The organism is Haloarcula sp. KBTZ06, assembly GCF_048595605.1.
Classification (GTDB): Archaea; Halobacteriota; Halobacteria; order Halobacteriales; family Haloarculaceae; genus Haloarcula; species Haloarcula hispanica.
This window is the reverse complement of sequence record NZ_CP184340.1, coordinates 138,824-158,487: the sequence shown is the minus strand read 5'-3', so window position 1 is coordinate 158,487 and position 19,664 is coordinate 138,824. Positions and strand designations below refer to the sequence as shown.

At 62.1% G+C, this 19,664-nt stretch carries 12 protein-coding genes; 1 reads left to right on the top strand and 11 read right to left on the bottom strand.

The features are described from left to right. Positions 1–2: 2 nt before the first annotated feature. Complete coding sequence (pglX, locus tag ACNO8S_RS19125; protein ID WP_420183120.1) at positions 3–4,379, bottom strand: BREX-5 system adenine-specific DNA-methyltransferase PglX; 4,377 nt, start codon at positions 4,377–4,379, stop codon at positions 3–5. 151 nt (positions 4,380–4,530) lie between these two features. Between pglX and ACNO8S_RS19120 the strand changes: the two genes are divergently transcribed. Beyond that, positions 4,531–4,782 (top strand): hypothetical protein, encoded by a 252-nt coding sequence (locus ACNO8S_RS19120; protein WP_420183119.1) that lies wholly within the window; start codon positions 4,531–4,533, stop codon positions 4,780–4,782. A 115-nt stretch (positions 4,783–4,897) separates the two neighbouring features. Here the strand turns inward: ACNO8S_RS19120 and ACNO8S_RS19115 are convergent, their stop codons facing one another. The 10 genes from ACNO8S_RS19115 to ACNO8S_RS19070 form a co-directional block, all read right to left on the bottom strand. Then, positions 4,898–5,941: a hypothetical protein gene (locus ACNO8S_RS19115; RefSeq protein ID WP_420183118.1), complete on the bottom strand. Its 1,044-nt coding sequence runs from the start codon at positions 5,939–5,941 to the stop codon at positions 4,898–4,900. A 162-nt stretch (positions 5,942–6,103) separates the two neighbouring features. Continuing rightward, complete coding sequence (locus tag ACNO8S_RS19110) at positions 6,104–9,946, bottom strand: hypothetical protein (RefSeq protein WP_420183117.1); 3,843 nt, start codon at positions 9,944–9,946, stop codon at positions 6,104–6,106. Further along, positions 9,943–10,524 carry a BREX protein BrxB domain-containing protein gene (locus tag ACNO8S_RS19105; protein ID WP_420183116.1) on the bottom strand — a complete coding sequence of 194 codons (582 nt, stop codon included), beginning with the start codon at positions 10,522–10,524 and terminating at the stop codon, positions 9,943–9,945. The genes ACNO8S_RS19110 and ACNO8S_RS19105 overlap by 4 nt, the downstream gene beginning before the upstream one ends. Then, the gene (locus ACNO8S_RS19100) at positions 10,521–14,204 is read right to left on the bottom strand and encodes a hypothetical protein (RefSeq protein ID WP_420183115.1); all 3,684 of its coding nucleotides are present in this window, start codon (positions 14,202–14,204) and stop codon (positions 10,521–10,523) included. The genes ACNO8S_RS19105 and ACNO8S_RS19100 overlap by 4 nt, the downstream gene beginning before the upstream one ends. Continuing rightward, positions 14,201–15,043, bottom strand: coding sequence for a hypothetical protein (locus ACNO8S_RS19095; RefSeq protein ID WP_420183114.1), 843 nt, complete (start codon positions 15,041–15,043; stop codon positions 14,201–14,203). Before ACNO8S_RS19095 ends, ACNO8S_RS19100 begins: the two co-directional genes overlap by 4 nt. An 85-nt stretch (positions 15,044–15,128) precedes the next feature. Continuing rightward, the gene (locus ACNO8S_RS19090; protein WP_420183113.1) at positions 15,129–16,376 is read right to left on the bottom strand and encodes a P-loop NTPase; all 1,248 of its coding nucleotides are present in this window, start codon (positions 16,374–16,376) and stop codon (positions 15,129–15,131) included. Position 16,377: 1 nt separating this feature from the next. After that, on the bottom strand, positions 16,378–16,989 hold the full coding sequence (locus ACNO8S_RS19085; RefSeq protein ID WP_420183112.1) for a hypothetical protein: 612 nt from the start codon (positions 16,987–16,989) through the stop codon (positions 16,378–16,380). Positions 16,990–16,991: 2 nt separating this feature from the next. After that, positions 16,992–17,906, bottom strand: a complete 915-nt coding sequence (locus tag ACNO8S_RS19080) for a HEAT repeat domain-containing protein (RefSeq protein ID WP_064287189.1) — start codon at positions 17,904–17,906, stop codon at positions 16,992–16,994. After that, positions 17,903–18,943: an ethylbenzene dehydrogenase-related protein gene (locus tag ACNO8S_RS19075; RefSeq protein ID WP_014030948.1), complete on the bottom strand. Its 1,041-nt coding sequence runs from the start codon at positions 18,941–18,943 to the stop codon at positions 17,903–17,905. The genes ACNO8S_RS19080 and ACNO8S_RS19075 overlap by 4 nt, the downstream gene beginning before the upstream one ends. Further along, positions 18,936–19,655, bottom strand: coding sequence for a TorD/DmsD family molecular chaperone (locus tag ACNO8S_RS19070; protein ID WP_420183111.1), 720 nt, complete (start codon positions 19,653–19,655; stop codon positions 18,936–18,938). Before ACNO8S_RS19070 ends, ACNO8S_RS19075 begins: the two co-directional genes overlap by 8 nt. Positions 19,656–19,664 lie beyond the last annotated feature (9 nt).

Below are 19,664 nucleotides of genomic sequence, written 5' to 3'. Positions count from 1 at the left end.
ACTTACAGCACTTTGTCCTCGACGATTTCGGGGACGATGTCTTGCTCGGCCAGCGGCGTGATGTTGATCGCGACGCCGTGCTTGTGGATGGGCTGATAGCCAGCGGTCGTGATTTCCGACAGCGCTCGGTCTGACCAGTCCGCGGGAATCTGTTTGTCCACAGTCTGGCAGCGGTCGTCGATCTCCGCGGCGAGCGCCTTGAACTCCGCTAACGGTGGGAGTTCGTCCACGTCGTCGACATCTTCCTCGGCTGCAATCTGTTGGAGGTACTCCTCGTCGAGGACGGACGCGTCGTCGATGCCCGTCGCGAGTGACGCGAGCAGTTCCTCATCTTCGGTGAGGGTGCCGAATGGCTCACCGTCCTCATCGAGAAGGTCGCTCCCTTCGCGTTCGAAGTAGTACGTCATGAAGAGGATGCCCGTGCTGGAGTAGTGGTCCGAACCCTTGAGCCGCCAGTTGAAGTAGTCGAAGAGGTCGGCAAGGTGGGCTTCGACGGGTTCGTCGCTGGGCTTGGCGTACTCCTCGCAGGCGTGTTCGAGTTCTCCGAGGGCGTCCAGCCACTCGTCGCGCCACTCGTCGACCTTGTCCCAGAAGCCATCGGAGAAGGTGTCTTGGAACCACTCCTCGCCGTTCACCTCGCGAAGTCGTTCGAGCGTCTCGATGCGTGCCGCAGTCTCCTCCCGGAACGCGGCGACCTTGGGGGCCAGTCCGTCCACGCGTTCGCGGTCGCCGTCGTCGAAGTCCCGCTCGCTCGTCGACCCGAGTTCCTGAAGTACCGCTTCGAATTCTGCGATCTGTTCGAGGGCGCTCGAACAGAACTCGAACTCCTCGGTCGCGTCGGCGCGTTCGCTCGTAGAGAGCGACTCGTCGTTCCGGCGCTGGTTCGCCGCCGCTTGCCGGTCGCGGAGGGCAGATTTCCGTGGTTCGAGATAGGTGTTGCCGAGGCGGTCGAAGAGGCTGGCGTCGAGTTGGTGATAGTCGACGAAGCACGCAAAGCCCTCGCTCTCGGCGTCGGCGAGGAGCCGCGCCGTACTGAGCTTCCAGAGGATCGGCGTGTTCTCCATCGTGTCGACGTGGTAGGCGAAGAGGTCGTCCTCGACGAACGCCCGGAGGTTGGGGTAGGCCTCGTCGGCGGCGGACTCGGCCCCGAGGATGTCGTCAACTTCGACGAGTCGGTCTTCGGCGTACTCACCGTATGCGTCCTCGAACCGCTCGACGATACGGTCGAGCATATCCGCCTGTTCGTCCGCGCCTTCGACTGGGATGATGCCATCAGATTCCTCGCGGACAGCCTCCATCGCGAAGTGGTGGACGAGGTCTTTGACCTGCTCGTCGAGGTTGTCGGGGACTTCAGGGACGGACTCAGGGTCGGGGACTTCGCGGTCTTCGGGGTCTTCGGAGGTTCGGAGGAAGATTTCGGTTTCAATATTTTCACGGATGCTATCTGATATACCAAATTCAGAATATACTATCGAGTCAATCTGATTAGCAAGTGACTCTAGTTCTTGTCGATACTGAAGTTTCCTTGTTTCGGCCTTACGAGCTAGTTCCCTCAGATCTTTATCAAAAGAGTCGCCCTGATATTCTATGCTTATTACCTCATTTGCTTTCTCTATGTGTGAATGGTCATAGAAGAACCCAGTTGCCTCCTCTTTGGGGAGTAATGATGGAGCAATATAATATGGACTAGTCGGGTTGTTCAATCTACTCTCAACCATTACGCGGTATTGATCTCGTGCCAACTCACCCAATTTATTCAGCTCTTCGAGTTCACGCCTCCACGGAATTCGTCCTACTTCACCTACATTCCAATGTCTTTCTGTGGTTATTGATAAGAATAGGCAGTGGTAGAGATTCGAATTAAGAGCGGCTAACATTTGCCACCGAGAAATGTCCTCTTCAGGGAAAAGCATCGAACCTGCATAATCAAAGAGACTATCCTCCGGGAAATATCCGAACCGTCGGCCAGTTCTTTTCACATATGTCCACGTTAGGCCACCTTCACCGTAGAATTCTTGATTACGAAGAAGTGAGGAATCGGTTCTAGCCATCTCTTTTCCGTTTTCTTCCCATTGGGCCGTCTCAGTCACTTTTGGAAGAATCCACGCGTCTTTACCCCCTCTTGAGATTGGAAGAGAACCTCCACTGGAATCACTTTCCCAGTGATAATGTATGAACCGATCATTATTTCCGCTTGACAGGCCTTGCACAGCGTTAGCCACACTAGTACCTTCTATATCTGCTCTTTCTGCATCTAATTTCAGCTCAGTCTTATGTAGGTCTCTAACCGTTCGGGGTATAGAATAACAAATAGGGCTCCCGGGTATATCTGAGAACTCTGACAGGTCCACTTCGTAATATCGTGGAACATCGGTATTTTTAGTCTCTACCAGAGTTTCCAAGAATGAGTTTTCTTTCTGTTTAGTCTCGACATCATGTAATCGTAGGAATGTCCCTTTCGGGCTATTTTCAGCTCTTGATCTAATAACTGTACCAACAGTTCCTACTGTCGCGTTGTCAAGAACGCCGTAGCCAAATTCTGCGAGGAAATCAAAACCTCCCCGTTCCCCGACGAGATCCTCACGGAAATCTTGGAATGACCGTTTAAACATAAAGCTCCACGGGACAAGCATTCCAATTCTGCCATTTTTCTTCGAAACTCTATTACACACTTCAAAGAAATTAATATAGAATTCAGAAGTATATTCGTAATATTCGTCTACGTAATTTTGAACGACATCAGGCATTCGGTTCTGCGCCCCGTACGGCGGATTCATCAACGCAACATCGTAGTCCTGTGCCAACACATCCAACAGGCGTACGAAGCTCCGCAAATCCTGCGCTAAGAACGAGTCTTCCTCCCGGTGCTCGTCAACAGCCTCTCGAAGGCTGTGGAGAATCTGCCCGAGCGTGTGATGCTCAGTCGGGTCATCTTCCAGAGTAATCTGGACGCTCTCTTGATCAATTCCGTCTTCAAACAGTTCGCCAAGCGTCCCACGAACATCCAGCAGGCTTCCGAGGCCGTGGACTTCCTCGAATGCATCGAGAATCCGCCGCAGTGCGTTCTCAACATCATCCTTCCCATCAGCGACCTCGTCGAACACTTCCTCGACGCCCTCGATGTCGGCCACCTTCGCGTCAGCACAGACGATGCCGACTTCTGGCATATCGAAGCCAGTTGCCCCTTCGGCCTCGGCACGCGTCCGCCCCTTCAGATAGAGATTGAACGCGGCCAGTTGGCAGGCCCGCATATCGAGGTCGACACCATGGAGGTTGTGCCGCAGAATCTCCCGCGGAATCTCCGCGTGGTCAAGGTCGGTCTCTGCTCGCCAGATGCGCTCCAGGACGTCGAACGCGTACAGGAGGAAGTGGCCGCTTCCACAGGCCGGGTCGATGACGCGAATGTCTTCTGGGCCGTCGAACGCCGGTGGCTCGCCTTCCTCCTCCGAGGGAACGAGATAGGTACAGAAATCCGCCAAGTCCGGGGATTCGTCGGGGGAGAGTGGCCGGTTCTTGCGCTCGTCCGGCGTCAGCGCGTCCTGTGCTTCGACGGTCTCCTGCAGCGTTCCGTTGTCTTCGAGATAGAGTTTGCCGAGCGAGTTGTCGGTGAGCATCCGGACGACCCAATGGGGCGTGTAGAACTGGTTCGCCGCCGGCACGTCTTCGGGCTCCAATCCTTCGCGGTCGCCCTTCCGACGCAGGTCATCGAGGAGTTTGACGTTGTAGTACTCGTACACCCAGCCCAGCACGTCGTCGCCTCGCCAGACTTCGTCGGGGACCTCGTCCAGCATTCCGCAGAGATCTTCGTAGGTGTCGTCGTCGGGGTCGATCAGGCTGTAGGCGGTCGAGCGGTCGAAGAGGATCTCTATTTCATCAGCGAGGGCGTCGCATTCGTTCCGATAGGCTTCGAGGACGGCTTCCTCCTCCAGCATGAATTCCTCAGTAACCAACCGGTCAGCGGCCGGCGTGAGACCGTCGTCGCGGAACGACGTGACTTCGTCGTCGATGAAGTCCCGAACCTCCATACAACGGAGCGCCGCCAGACGGTTGACGATAGTGTAGCCGACGCCCGTGATATACTGCTCGTGAGCGTCCTCCCAATCGTGGCCATCGGCGGCTTCGAGTTCGATAGCCTCGACCAGGTTTTCCTGCGTCTCGCTCAGGGACGCGTCGCCGTCCTCGCGAGCGGCAGCGAGGGAGGACTCGTCGGCGCTTGCTCCGACGGTGTCCGGCTTCTCGTCGAGGCCGTACTCGTCTTCGAGCTGGTAGCGAACGTTCGCCTCGACCCGGTCGCGCATCTCGGTGACGACGGCTTCGAGATGCTCGCGTTCTTCCTTGTCGAGCTGGGCCTTGCGGGGGTGGGTAGATTGTCCGTCCATACGAGAATCCGTGATGTTTCAAGCAGAGCCATTGCGATGTCTTGAAGATTGTCCCTCGATCTCTCGGACGGCGGTTGGATTAGCACTCGGAGATAGGCCGACGGGGGTAACCCTCCACGAAGCATTTATGCCAAAATGTGGAAGCTGAGGTATGGTAGATGCCTTCGCCGGCCCTCGGAAGCTTCGGTACTTCCTGTATCTACTGTTGATAGCCGTCTTCGGTGCCGTGATATCGAAGATACTTGCGGACTTCTACGGGATCGAGTTTCTCGAACCAATCTTCTGGTGGTTCGTAGAGAACCCGATGGCGCTCTTTGAGCTTGCAGGGTTCTTCTCGATCATCGCGCTGATCCTTATTGCGGGGATGAAAGCTCTGGAACTGGCCGATAATAGCGGATTCTAACAACCACAGCGCAGCATTCTAAGCGCCTTCCGTGAACAGAAGGCCGACACAGCGGAAAGCCGACCCGGTGCTAGGTTCGAAAAGAGTGGAGCTGCAGCCTCTGCTGCCCTCTATCTCACTCGGTAGTCTCGCCGAGTATCTCCCGAGCCTGAGATTCAAGCGCGTCAAAATCGATCTCCTGATTCGGGTTACAGGTGATTCTCACTCCGCTTCGGCCACTGCCCCGCATATCCTCTTTGACTGCAACCGACTCGGCATCGATCCCGAGTGCATCCGCAATCTCCGCAGCGTCAAGCGACGCCGTATCGACGTCGTACAGGTCGATGTGGAACAGCGTCCGCTTCGTCCGGATCGCGATGCGACGTTTTCGGCCCTTGTTGAACGCGACGTAGTGCTTCTGCCCCCACTCCGGCCCGTTGAGGAACTCCAGTTCCTGCAGCGCGGCTGTGACGTCTTCCAGCAAACCGGCTGTTTCCTCATTTGAACGCTCGTTGAGGTGCCAACTCTGTCCGTCCTCCTTCCACGGCTCGTCAGAGGTGTCGGGACTTACGTCCGTCACGGTGTGTTCTGGTGTCGGGATCGTCTGCTCTGCGTCAAGATACAGCCGGTCGCCGTCCTTGAGGAGCTGGAACTCGATGACGGAGATGTCGATCGATCTGTCGCTGAGCCACCGGAGCACGATGTCCAGCCGCTCGCGGACGGATTCACCGACGAAGACGATTCGCTGATCCTGATTGAGCGTGTAGTCCTCGTTGCAGAACTCGTCAAGCACCTCGGTAAACGTGGTTTCCTCTTCATAGAGCGTCCGACCCCACGACGTGGACTTGAACTTCTCGAACTGGTCGCGGAGTTTGGAGTAATCCCAGTGCGAGGTGTAGGCGGCGTACTTGAGTCCCTGAAAATCGACCTTCGGCTTTAGCGCGCCTCGTTTGAGTTCGATAGCGACCACGTTAGCGTCTCGGTCGATGGCGAGAAGGTCGATGCCATCGCCGATCTGCTTTACAGAGACCTCCCGTCCGACCAGTCGAAAGTCCTCTCCGAGGATGCTCTCGGGACTATTGATAATCCACTCTCGGAGGTCATCCTCACGAAATCCCTCTTCCTTCAGGGAGACCGTTTCTAACGTGGAAACGTCTTCCTTGTCCCCGACTCTAAGCATGATGTCGAGATAGAATCACAGACGCATGATAATCCTTTGGAGCCACCAGTAACAATGGGAGAGAATTTGGACGGGCACGTCGGTTCGACCGTGATTACGGCCCTGTGTTGCGTAATTGCGAATTGAATATAAATGAATTCGGTGTTTTGCAACACCAGACCGTCAGTCGAGCGACTCGATCACCATCACAGAGCCATCCGGTAGTTCATCCATGGTCTCCCGAATCCGTCGCAGCTGCTCGTCAACACCGTCGAGCAACTGCTCGGCGTCTTCGACCAATTCACCCACGCGTTCCTCACTCGGCGGGCTGGTTCCCTCTACTGCATTGACGACCTCTTGGGTGAGATCGTGGTCGGGATACTCGGACTGCAGTTCGCTGGCGAGTTCCTCGAGTCGCTCGTCTACCTCGAAGGGGTTCTCTGCCGCATCGAGGAGTTGCTCTACATCGTCGACACTCGGCGGCTGCGACCGGCTGAGCATCTCGCTCACGTCGGCCGTGACTGGGTGATTCGGATGGTCTTCCGCGAGTCGTTTCGACGCGTCCCGGAGTTGCGACCAGAGCGAGGCCTCGCCACCGGATGTTTCGAGGAGCCGCCGTGCCCGCTCGTACCGCTTGGCCTGCTGGACGACCGTCGGGTCGACGAGGGCTTCCTCGGAGAACGAGTCACCCCGCCACGCCGTCTCGAAGAGATCGTAGAGGTCGTCGATGGTTACGCCGTCGAATTCGACGGCGACGCGGTCCGCGGTTTCCTTGCTGCTCCCGTCGTGTGCGTAGAGCCACGTCGCGAGACTGGACACCACGCTCTCGGGCTCCTCGTCCATCGGCGGTCCGCCCGTGATGCGTTCGTACTGCGCACGGACGACGGTACGCCTGTGCGTGTCAGCTTCTTCGAGTAGTGCTCGAAGCCGGTCGGCATCTGGCACTTCGTCCCCGCCGATGACTGCTTGCATCTCCCCCGTAATGTCCGGACCGGGGTAGCGCCGCTTCATCTCCACTGTCCGCTGGCTGAACTGCTCCCAGAGGGACTGGCCGTCTTCGCTCGGCTGGAAGAGCCCGCTGGCCCGAGCGAACCGCTCGGACTGCCGTTCGACCGTCTCGGACGCGAACGCATCCGTTTCGAGCGATTCGCCCCCGAGCGCGGGCTGGAGCGCCGTTTCGAGTTCGTCCAGCGAAGCGCCGTCGCCGAACTCCCTGCTGACGCCTCGCAGGACGCGTTTCACCAGCACGCTGTTCTCGTCACCCCACTCGGCTAACGCGGAGAGCCACGCGTCGGGGTCGGTCCCGTCCGGCTCATCGCCGATCAGCGTCTCGACAGTGTCCCGAATCTGCTCTGGATCGATCTTGCCTATCGACTCGAAGCGGATCTGTACCTCGGTCAGGTTCGTCTTGTTTCTGACCGCTCGGCCGATCTCCTCGGGTTCGGTAATGTACTCGTCGTCCCGCCGGAGTGCGATCTCGTTGGCCGTTGCGAGCGTGATCAGCAGTGCCGAGATCGACTCCTGGGGCGTCCCGCGATACGCGCCGCCACGCTGGACAGTCTGGGTAAGCACGTCTTCCGCACGAAGCGACTGGGTGTCCGCGTACTCGTCGAGGAATTCCTGACACCGGCCGTCGGCGAGTTCGGCGCGGTCTGTATCTACCCCGAGCGTGACAGCGTCCTCGCTCGTGAGCGGCCAGTCGGCGACACCGCGGAAGAACTGTGCCATCCGCTTGGCGTCGTCGACTTCCGTGATACCGTTCGTCAGGACGAACCGCGTTCCGCTGAACACGGACTGGACTTCCGTTTGAACGACCTGCTCGAATGCGTCCTCGTACCGCCCTCTCGTCCCGCCCGTCCGGACGTAGACGTCCGCTTCTTCGAGCTGCTCGCGAATCGTCGATTCGAGTGCCCGCTGTTCGTCGCGGTGATCGGACTCCAGGTCCGGATACGTGTCCGTCTCTTCCGAGAGCACTTCCTGCATCCCCATCACGTCCCGCAGGCGGTCGATTGTCGATTGCTGTAAACTGACGGCGACGAGGATATGCTCACCACCGTCACACCCCTCGTTTGTTGCCTGCCACGCAGCAACCTGGTCGCTGATCTCGGCGTCGCGGTTCGCGACCAGCCGAACACGAACAGCGTCGAACTCCGGCGTCGGTGCTTGCTCGATCGGGTCCAGGACGGAGTAGCCGAATCGGAGCGGGACTTTGCGCTCTCCCTCGAAATCCACTTCGTGTCGACTGCCAGCAGAGAGCAAGCGATCGCTTCCCTCCCGGATGGAGTTCTCCAACTTGGCCGACAGCCGATGCGACGGAATCTGCTGTGCGCGAGTCTTCGCCCGCGTCAGGATGTCCTCCTGTTCCTCGGAGACCAGCAGGTACTCCTCGTCGCCGCGGTCGTTCGTCTCCGTCAGCACCTTCCGATCCTTGAGGAGGGCAGACAGCGCCGATTCGACATCGTCCCGGACGGACTCGAACGACTCGTCGGTCGACGTGACCATCAGTCGGGCGAGGTTCGCCGGCGTCGACGGCACCGCGGACCGAACCTGATTCAGCAGGTACAGCGCCTTTGCCACCCGAACTGAGAACGCGTTCTCGTCGCCGCCGGCCGATGGGACGAGTTTGTTCTCGACCATCTCCTGTACCCAGAGCGGGACGTACGTCGTCTCCTCGACCAGCAGGTCGTACAGTTCGTCCCATGTGACGAGGGCACCGACCCGCTTGTCGCCCCACTCGAACCGCGTGAACAGCGAGCGGACGAGGATGAGCAACGCCCGACCCTGCACGTACTCCTCTTCGGTCACGCGTCCACGCGGCATCAGTTGCTGGATCACCGTCCGGAGCAACCCGAGGTCGTACTCCCGGAACGGGTACGACTCGACTGCGTCCGGATCGGCCCCGGCGATATCTGTGTATGCATCGAGTGTCAGGTCGGGCATCTCCCGGAGTGCGGTCTCGACGGCCTGTCCGCCCTCGACATCCTTCTGCAGCCACCGTTTCCGGACGATGATCTCGGTGTCGGCACCCTCCAACGGTTCCTGGGCACCGTACCACGGTTGCTCCGTGACTTCCGTATCGTCGAACTCACCGTGGATACGCTCGATCGGATACTGTCCAGTCCCGATGACCGGGGGATTGGGCCCGACGCCGAGCTCAGTCAGCGCTTCCATCGTCTCCTGGAACTCCCTGTAGCGATGGCGGCCATCGCCGATGAACAGGGCCACCTCGTCGAGCCCGATCAGCAACTCCGTCTCGGTCTCCGGCGTGCTCAGCGACGCTTGCGCCGCTTCGATGCGGTCGACGAGTTCGTCGGGGTCGAACTCGTCGGGATCGACCTCCGCGATGGCGTCGTCGATCGACTGCTTGACCTCTGCCCGAGACGCGAACGGTGAGTCATCGAGCGTCGGAACGGCGTCGTAGAGCCAGCTCCGTAGCGACGCCCGCTCGTCGTACACATCCTCGAACGTCTGTCCGTCGTGCTCGACTTGCTGTAGCCGCTCCCAGCAGTCACCGTGGTTCATGTCGAGCTGCCACGCCCACTCGAGCAGCCAGTTCGGATCAGTCGGATAGCCGAGTTCGCGGCCGATCGCCTCGTAGATGAGATACGGGAGCGGCGGCTCCTGTGCTGCGTCCCGGTTGAGGAGGTTCAGGAACACGGGTTTCAGCCGGTCGACGTGCGAGTCAGCGACGCTCTGTCGGAACGACTGGAACCCCGGCCACCTGTTCGCCAGCTCTTCGCCGAGATCGGTGAACTCCGATTCGGTATCGGCGGCGAACCCGATGAGTTTCAGGAGGTGTGTCTTCCCCGACCCGAACGTCGCGGAGATGTAGAGGAAACGCGGTTGCTCGTGTGGATACTTGTCGACGAGGTCCCCCAGCGTGGTCAGTACGTCGCGAGCGCTGTCGGTCTCGTAGAACTCGCGGACGTCGTTTTCGGCCTGCGCTCTGGCGTTTACCTTCTGGACCTCTTCGAGTTCGCGAGTCGGTGATTGCTGGAAGATGTCGTGAATATGTGTGTCGCTCATTGGAGATGCACCCCCTCAACCCGGCCTTCGATCTGGTGGGCCGGGTAGTAGTTACGCGATTCCTCGCCGAAGAAACTCAGCTTCCCACCGACGATATCTCCGGGGAACGGAATACCGATAGTGGACTGGACGTTGCGACGGTCGAGTTCGTCGAGGAGCTCCGACGCACGCGTGAACGGGTAGAGGCTGCCGAGATGCGTGAGGAGAACGACGTGTCGCTGCTCGCCCGGTGCCTCGATCCTATCGAGCATAATCCCGACCAGTTCTGCCGCTAGCCGGTCTTGCATCGTCTCGGTGATCGTCGCTGGTTGGCTGTGCTTCCCGAGGTCAACTGCGAGTTCGAAGACTTCTGTTTCGACGAACGCCTCGTCTAACCGGAGGATCTGGACGGTCCCGTCGTCCGGGAACTCCTCGGTTCGATGCGGGTTCGTCGCCCACTCGGTGAGCCGTTCGGCGACGCGTCGCTCGTACTTCGGCTGGACGGGAACGATGACGAACGGGTTTCGGATGCCCCGTCGCCCGTCGGCGAACTGTGCGATCCGGTCCGTGAAGTCCCGGAAGGGACGTTTGGTCGTCATCGGATGATAACCCCCGTTTCAGTCCGTTCGACACTGAGTTCGTGGTGTTCGACGAGCCGTTCCAGTTCGGAGTCAAGCGATTCGCGATCCGACGGGAGCACCCCGATCGCCGTGACGTCCGCGGGAGACTGCTCCCCAACGAGTGTCTGTAGCTCTTCGAACGTCGCTCGTAAATCGCCGATGTCGCTACCGGCAACCACGGCGAGAGGGTCGTTGTCGAGGAGTGCGTTCGTTGCCCGAATGAAGTCGTCAGCTTCGGCGTTGGTCGTTCCGCCAGTCACCGTCGACACTGCGTTCGAGACGTCAGCGTACCACGATGCGGCGCGGCGGAGCGGTGTGATGTATTCACTCTCGAAAGCCGGCCGAACGTTCGATTCGAACTCGCTCAGGGGCTGGATCCACGGATGCGCCTGTAACTCGTCGACGAACGCATCGACCCCGGTTTCTTCTCGGAACGAGTCCCACGCGGTCCCGATCGCGTCGTTGAGCGCCGGTGCGGTGGTTTGGGCGTCGTTGAACCGATCCCACCCATCGTGTGTCCACCACTCGCCCCCGTAGCCGTCGATACTCCCACGGAGCGTCTGGCTGGCCGTGTCACACTCCTCGGTCAGCCAGTCGTACGACTGCTGGGCGAGCGTTAGCTGCGCGTCGATTCGTGTGAGCGCGGGCAGGCGCAAATTCCACACCTCCTCGGCGTCGTCGTACCATCCCTGTGCGTCGTTGGTTGCTTCGACGACTGCCGCCCAGTCGGTATCGCGTGACTTGACGGCCTCTCTTCGGTCGATAGCGCTCTGCTGCTCGGCTTCGAGCGCCCCCACGAACGACTCGAGGAGGGTGCGAACGGCTCGCGTTTGGATGTCACTCTCGGCGACCAGTTTGACGTCTTCTACGAGACTCCCGAGTCGACCCGCGAGCGTGTCGTTCGCGGACTGGAGCCTGACGATTCCGTCCGGTATGGTCTCCGTCGAGTCGATGAAGCCGCCCTCGCGGAGAATCCCTCGGACACCGCCACTCCCCGCGATCTTGAGACGCGTCGTCGTCAGTTTGTTGAGGTCGATGACGGCGTCGAGTTCGAGGGAGTCGCCCGTTTCGTCGACGGGCAGGAAGTCCCCCTTCCGGCAGAGCCCCCAGATAATCGCACACAGCGCCGGGCGAGCGTCCTCGTAGATCGGCTTCTTCTTCACGATGCCGTCGAGGATCGTCGCCATCGCGAGGTTCCCGCCGCGTTGCTTCAACTGTCGGCCGGTGAAGGCGCGTACGTTGTTCTGGATCGACCCGCCGTGCGTTTCGGGGTCTTCTGTCGCGACATCGATCTGCCGGGCCCACGCAGGGAGCGGGTCCTGGGCGGAGAGTCCCTGGAGCTCCTGTAAGTGTTCGTCCCCGACCTGCAACATTACGGGATGGAAGTCGTCGGGATAGGTGACGTCGAGATACTCCTCGACTCCCGAGCCCATGCCCCCGATCTGGTCGCCGCGATCCTTGACGTCGAATGCCCCGCTATCGAGAGCCCCGACGAGCTTGCTCTGAACGCGAGCCGCGCGATCGGAGAGATCTCGTTCGACAGACTGTGGGAGCGTGTGGTCTCCGACGGCATCTCTGAGTGACCACCACTCGATGAGGCTATCTCGGAGGTCGTCGAGCCCGTCTTGACCGATCGTCCATTCGAGCGGGTCGCCGTCGTGGTCGACGTCTGTCGCCGCAGGTGAAATACCTCTGACGGCGACCTCGACATCGAGTGCGTCCGCAGCGTCGACGGTCGTGTCGAGTTCTATCCCGTCGATACTGAACCCGTAGCGAACGGGGTACTGCTCGCCAGTCTCTCCGTACTCGGCCGACGTCGGGAGCGAGAGGTCACGCACGATGTCGTCACAGAGATACCCGTCCACGGCTTCGATGATGGACTGCCAGTCCGGGTTGTCGAGGTTCCGCTCTGCGGCTTCGATGATCTCGCGCTCTTCCGGATGCGTGAACGCGTACTTCGGCCCGGTTTCGTCGTGCGTCGGACGGATGAATTTCCGAAGCCGCTGGAGCGAGTCCTCGACGCGGTTCTCCATCTGGAACTGGGTCGGGCCGTCGAGGTCGCTCAACACGGCGACTGCGAGATTCCGCTCGGACATCGGAATCGTGTCCGGGATGTGCTGGAGGAGCAACACGGCCTTCGCGACAGCCACGTCGATCTCCTCCAGTTCGCCTGCCTCGTGTTGTTCCTCGATCTCCTCGATGACTCCCACGTCCTGTGGCGTAATGTCATCGAGTTCCGGCTCGATGAGGTCGTAGAAGTCGACAAGCGAAATGACGTGAGTCTCGTCGCCGGCCTCTAGCCACTCTTGCAGGAGGCCGTGAACGAGGGCCAGAATCGCCCGTGCGGTTCCCGAGAAAATCGACTTTGCCGGATCGTGGGCCTCCTGCCGGAGGTTCGAGAGAATTTCGAGAAACAGCGGTGGCTGATACGGGAGGAACGGATAGAACTCGATGAGACGCTCGCGATCGATGTTGTCGAGCGGTGGTTCGGTGTTCTGTTCGATACCGGAGTACACGAGCAGTGTCTCGGGCTCGTTGCTGGTACGGTCGAGGACGCGCTCCGTGTCTTCCCTCCCGGCTTCCGACTTTTTGAGTAGCCGTTGCGTCGATATTTCGCCGACGTGTCGGCTCGGCAGGCCAAACCGATGCGGGAACCGGTCCTTGACGATGCTGAAGTCGGCCCCGCGAGCCGCGAACTGCGGCTGGACGTCCTCGATCTTGGCCTGTGCTGTCGCCACCAGTTGGATGTCACCGTCGCCGGTCTCGTCGACGCTCTCCGCGAGCGTCTGCAACTCGGTGAGGCGGTCGAAATCCGTCCCGATGAAGAGACTGACCTCGTCGAGCAACAGCACGAGTTTGACCGGGCGGCCGAGTTCCGCTTCGCGATCGCTCCGCAACTGTTCGAGGCGCTCGACCATCGCCTGTGGGTCGAGATCCGACGGCATCAGGTCATCTAGACCATCCGCCGTGCCGGTCTCCTGCTCGAATAGTGTCGGGAGAACGGCGTCGGCTAGAGCGTTGTACTGCTGCACGTCCTCCCAGTTGTACTTCTCGGGGCTGTCAACCGTACCCCGGAGTGCCGTGTGGGTGTTGGCGGTCCGGTCGGCCCACGCGTCGGTCGTCCGGTACCAGTCCTCGAAGAAGGCAACGTCGAGTTGCGAGGAGAGCCCTCCCTCTGCACCAGTGAGCCGTTCCGACGTGTGGGCGCTTCGGAGGACGATCTCGCTGAAGCTCAGTTTCTTCTGGCCCTGATGCTTCAGGAGGTTCACCGAGACCGGAATGACCTCGTATTCCTCGTGAATCGATGACCACGTTGACTCGAGCGTCTCTAGCGACCGACCGTCGGGTAGCCGTTCCCAGACATCGTCCCGCTGTCGCAGCCATTCGCTGTCAAGAAGTCCGCGGAGCACGCTGAGGAGGTGGCTCTTTCCGCTCCCGTAGTACCCGTAGAGCCAGTAGTTCGCGCCTGACCGCATATCCTCGGACCGACCGAGTAGCCGTGAGAAGAAGTCGGATATGAACTCCGCGGACTCCTCCGTTACGTGGTAGGTGTCGATCGATTCCAGCCGATGATCCCGCCCGTCGTCTTCGCGGTCGATGCGCACGGACTCCTCGAAATCGCTCCCGACGTCGGCAGCGAACCAGCCCTCGTCCGTCACACTTCGCCCTCCCACGGTTCAGCCCAGCCGTACGTGTCATCGACCGGCTGGAGTCGCAACTCACCGTGAATCCCGCTCGCTTCCCAGTTCGGATCGTCGCTCACGCGTTCGGCCAGGGCGTCCCAGTACTGGTCCGGCTGGAAGAGGTAGAGCCAGCCGGTCGGCTGGGAGAGCCAGTCGTCGCCGTGGATCTCCCACGAGTAGCCTGATGCGACGAGTAACGGCGTCGACCCGAGGTTTGGGATCTGTCCCTGCAAGGTCTGTTGTGTGTCGAGAACACCGATATCGCGCAGCACCGACCGGAGCCCCTCTCCCCACCGGCGCGTCGTCGATTCAGCATAGTCAAACTCGCTCCCGTCCTCGTAATGGAACTCGCTCAGGAGGCGCTCTATCGTCTCCTGCTCGAAGCCCAGCCCGCCGACACCGGACTCCTGCAGGCGGTCGACGTATCGATGCACCGTGTACTTCACGAGGGGGTCGTCTTCCAGCAAATAGAAATACAACACCTGCGCTTTGTCACGCACCGTCTCACACCGGTCGAGTACAGAGGGGAGCTGGACAATAGAGGGAAGTTCGCTGCCAGCGGTCTTGAACCGCGAACTGAGAGCTCGGTAAATGCCCTTCGAACTCCCACGCGTGCTGCGCTCGTCGAATCGCTCTTCGATCCACTTCTCTTCGACAACCGTCCAGTCCCGATGGTGGGCGTACAGTCGAGCGAGCGTCTCCGCTCTGTCAACGAGAAGCCCGCATCTAGTAAGAACCATCGTCACTTCGTCGTCAGAAAATGTCGAGTCGAGCGACGGTAGAGAAACACCCCTCCCGTCGGTGCGGAGAGTCATATATCATCTCGAACCGGCCACACCACTTAGTTGATAGGGAAAACCGAATCGGAGGCGTCCGGTAACCCGGGTGTTCGACCGTCGGTTAGCAGGGTACGTCTTCGGCTGGGTCAGGGGCGGTCTTGAATATCTGTAGCGCCCACACGCCGGACCGCTTCTGTTCTACGGCCACCCGTGGCGGTGCCGAGGTGAGATCTTCGAGGGCTCCGCTGACGTCGCCCGGACGGGTGTCCGTCACGAGATGGAGCGACTCGCCGGGAGCGAGCGCGCCGAACTCCGCGCGAACCTGTTCGATACGCGCCCGGTCGGGGACGCCGCGAAGGTCGAGCGCAGTCTCGGGAACCGTCACCGTCGTCCGGTCCGTAAGGGCTTCGCGTACGTCGTCGCCCAGGTCCCGGAAGGCTGCTGGGACGTCTCCCTCGGTCGAGCGAAGCGAGTCGTCGATGGGGAGCTCCGCGAGTACGTCCGTACTGAGGTCGGGGTCGCTGCCGAACGGCGCGTGGTCGTCGCCACAGGTGGGACAGGTGAACCCGGCCATGTTGACGACGGCTCCGAGTACCGGGACGCCCTCCTCGCGGAACAGCGCCGTCGAGCGCTCCGTATCACTGGCCGCGGTCGGAAACGGCGTCGTCACGAACACCGCGCCGTCGACGGGGAACGACTGCAGCGTCGTCAACACGATGTCGCCGGTCCCCGGCGGCAGATCGAGCACCAGCGTGTCGACGTCCCAGGCGGCGTCGGTCAGCAGTTCCTCGACGGCCTCGTGGGCCATCGCGCCGCGCCATGCCATCGGTTCGTCGTTGGCGATCAGGCCGACACTGACGACTTGCAGGCCGTCGACCTCGACCGGCTCGGCGCGGCCGTCCTCGGTCGAGCCGAGTGGCCCCCCGATGTCGAGTAACTCCGGCGTGTTCGGACCGTACACGTCGGCGTCGAACAGGCCGACCCGCTCGCCGGACGCGGCCAGTCCGCGCGCCAACTGGGTCGCCACGGTGGTCTTGCCGACGCCGCCTTTCGCACTGGCGACGGCGATGATTTGGTCCACGCCGGGCACGACGGTCCCGTGGTCCGGCTCTGCGATGTCCGTCTCTATGCGGACTGCCTCGACACCGCCACACTCTAGCACTACCGCCCGCATCCGGTCGGCGAGCGCGTCCGCCGTGGCAGGGTCCATGCCGGACAGCGCCGTCTCCACGCTGACGGTCCCGTCAGTGGTAGCCACGGACGCTACCAGCCCCGCGGCGATCACGTCCTCGTCACTCTCGGGCGTGGCCACAGTCCGAAGCGCGTCCCTGACAGCGTCTTCCGTTGGTTCGGGCTGCTCTCCGGACATGTTACCACGTCTCCCCGTGTTCGGTTTCCGGTTCGGGACCATCGTCGTCGTCCATCAACGTGCCGCCGTAGGGGCGGTAGTCGATTTCGAACACGCTGTCGATACGCTCTATGAGGTCCTCGCGCCTGGCGATGATCTCAGTATCGAACTCCGCGGCTTCCAGGGCGTCGACGAGGCCGTCGTCGTCGAGCCGCCCGTCGCCGTAGGCGGCGGCGACGCCGTCCCGGAACGTGTCGGCGTTGCGCCGACACCGCAGCCCCTCGTCGATGTCCGTCTCCGCTTCGCTCAGGTCCCCGTCCAGCGGGACAGCCTCGAAGTGCTCGATGGCCCGCCGGTCGAACTCGGCCGCCTTCGAGAGCACCTCGGTCGCCTGTTCGATGGGGGACAACTCCGCCCAGGCATCCCGGGCGACGGGCGCGACCATCGTGTCGACGATGTCGGTCCAGGTCGTCGCTCGCTCGGGGTCCTCCAGCGCCTCGGCGACGAACGCACCGACGTGGTCCTCCGGGATGGTCATGCCCAGCGACGACTCAAGACCGCCGCCCTCGTCGGTTTCTGTCTCGTTCCCGTCCTGTTCCGCTGCCGTGCCGGTCGAGTCGAGTTCGTATGGCATCGTCAGGTCCTGTCCTCCGGGTCGGTGTTCAGGTCGCGCCGGGGCTCGAACCCGGGCGCGCCGCCGGGGGCCGGTGACCCGCTCCCGGATCGGGCCGAGCCAAAGGAGCCGGCGGGGTCGTAGCCATCGACGGACTGCTCCGCGGGCGTGTCCGGCCCGCTACCGGGGGCCGACGGCGGCCCGATTTCGACATCTAGCTCCTCGGGGTCGGTCCCGCGAGCGCTCGCGAGCGCCTGTTTGGCCGCGCGGGCGACGTCCTCGCTCTGGTCGGTCACGCCGTGGGCTTCGAGCGCCTGCTCCGCGCGGTCGGTCGCGAGTTCGCCGAGGCTCTCGGCGGCTTTCGCCCGGGCGAAGGCGTTCGGCTCTCGGGCCAGCATCGCGGCCAGAATGCGTTCGGCCTCCGGCACGTCCTCCGCGACGCCGCCGAGGAACTGCGCGGCGTACTCCCGGACCGCCGGATGGGGGTCGGTCTTGATACACTCGACCAGCAGCGGCTGGTCGGCGTCGCCGCGCTTGCCCATCGCGATGACGGCGTTCCGTCGGACCCACCCGCTGTCGTCGTCCAGCGCCCCTCTTAGCTGGTCGGCGTCGCCGCCGGCCCGCGAGAGGGCGACGACGGCTTCGGCCCGGACCCACGGTTCGGCGTCGTCAAGCGCCTGCCGGACGACGGCCGGCGCGGCCCCGGCGACACCCAGCGCCTCGACAGCGAACTGCCGCACTTCGGGGTCGTCGTCTTCCAGTGCGCGCTCTCCCAGCGCGTCAATCGTTTCCCGGTCGAGGCCGGACTCGGCCGCATCCACAAGTGCGATGGCGGCGTCCTGCCGAGTCCGGACCTGTGGAGCGTCGAGTGCGCTTCGGACCTCTGTCTCGGTCTCGCCCGGCGTCCGACCGCGTGCGCTCCAGTTCTCGTAGCTCATCGCGCTAGCCTCCAGTAGAGGACAGTCCAGCCGGCGACCGTTGCCGCGATGAGTGTCCCGAGCGACGTGTACAGCGGGTTGCTACTGCCGCCCGAACCGCCGTCGCCGCTACTGGAGTCGCCGCCGCTGGAACCGCCGCCGCTGGCGGCGCTACCTGAACTCGAACTGTCCCCGCTGCCGCCGCTCTCGGGTGCCGTGAGTTCGCCCGATTCAGTGTCGAGCGTGCTGTACTGCATCGTCAGTGACTTCTTGCCGTTGACCTCGTCGCTACTCCCGTTCCAGACGGCAAAGGCGAGGTACATCGTCTCGTTCTGGCGGAACGCCGCGTCATGCTGGCCCTCGCCGGTGTGTTCCCGGACGAAGACGACGGACCACTCGTCGCCGTTGCGAGTCCCCTGTGCGTTCACGTTCTGCTGTGGCGCGTTGCTCAGCGACCCGTAGCCGGCCGCGTAGTAGTTTTGGCCGTAGTTTTCGTACTGGCTCTGTGATAGCGGGTTCCCGGCCGCACGCCCCGGTTTGGTCTCCTCGTCCGGGTGCGGGTAGGCGTACATATCGTTGCTCCACTCCGCGTTCTTGTCGTTCCCGTACTGCCACTGGGACCGCCAGTACCAGATGTTGACCGGGTCGCCGCCCGCGCCCATCGTGATCGGCGGTTTCTCGCCGCTGTGGAGCATCACGGCCGCCGCGTCGCTGTAGTTCTTCGGCGACCGGATGTTCGTGTCTTTCGTCGGGTCCGTCCAGGTCAGCCGGAAGGCGACGTGGGTCTCGTTGGTCAGCGCCTGCACCTCCATCTCGTCGACGCTCCCGCCGCCGTAGGGGACGGCCATCTGCTGTTTCGACAGCGAGACGGTCCGGGACGGAGCCTCCGACCAGCGGTCGCTCTCGGCGGTCTGGGGCACCTCGTCGGTCGCGACCAGCGGTTGCTGGCCACCGGTGACGGCCGCCGCGACGGCCATCTGTCCGGCGACCAGAAGCGCCATGACGACTGCCGTTGCTGTCGTCGCCCGGCGGGCCGCCTCGTAGTCGAGTTCAACCATCGGCTCTCACCCCCGTGCCGGGCGAGACCGGATCGGGATGGCTCGCCTCGTCGAACTCGACCAGGGCCGCCGCAAGCCCCGCGGCGGCGGCGTAGACGGCGCTCGTCTCGGGCAGGTCCCGGTCGGAACTGCCGCCACCGTCGACGGTTTCCCGGACCCGATGAGCGAACGCGGGGACGAAGTCACCGAGGTGCTCGTCTAACACCGTTGCACCCGCACGAGCGAGGCGGACGGCCGTCTTGTCGTCGCCGCCGTCGAGGGCGACCGCCCGCTGTGCGGCCAGCACCTGCAGCAGCTCCAGTTCGACGGTGACGTGGTCGTGACGCTCGTCGAACTCGTCGCTGATTTCAAGGCCGAACTCCTCCAGCAGGCCGACGACCGTGGCGATGCGGCGCTGGCTCTCGTTGACCTCCTCGCCGGTGGTGTAGTGGGCCTCGTAGGGGACGACCGGATAGGTCCCCCCGTCGCCCGGGAGGCCGAACAGCCGATTGTACGCCGGTTCGAGCGAGTCCCGGTCGACGCCGTCCAGCGCGTCAAGCAGCGCATCGACCTCGCTGTCGAGCCCGAGTTCGACCCCGGCCTGTCGCACGGCGTCCTGTACCGCCTCGTCCTGTAAATCGGCGACGACGGCCTCATCGGGGTACTGGAAGGCCGTCGCGGCGAACCCGTACAGCGCGGCGCGTCGCGTGTGGTGTTGTGGCGTGTTCTTCATTGTACGCAC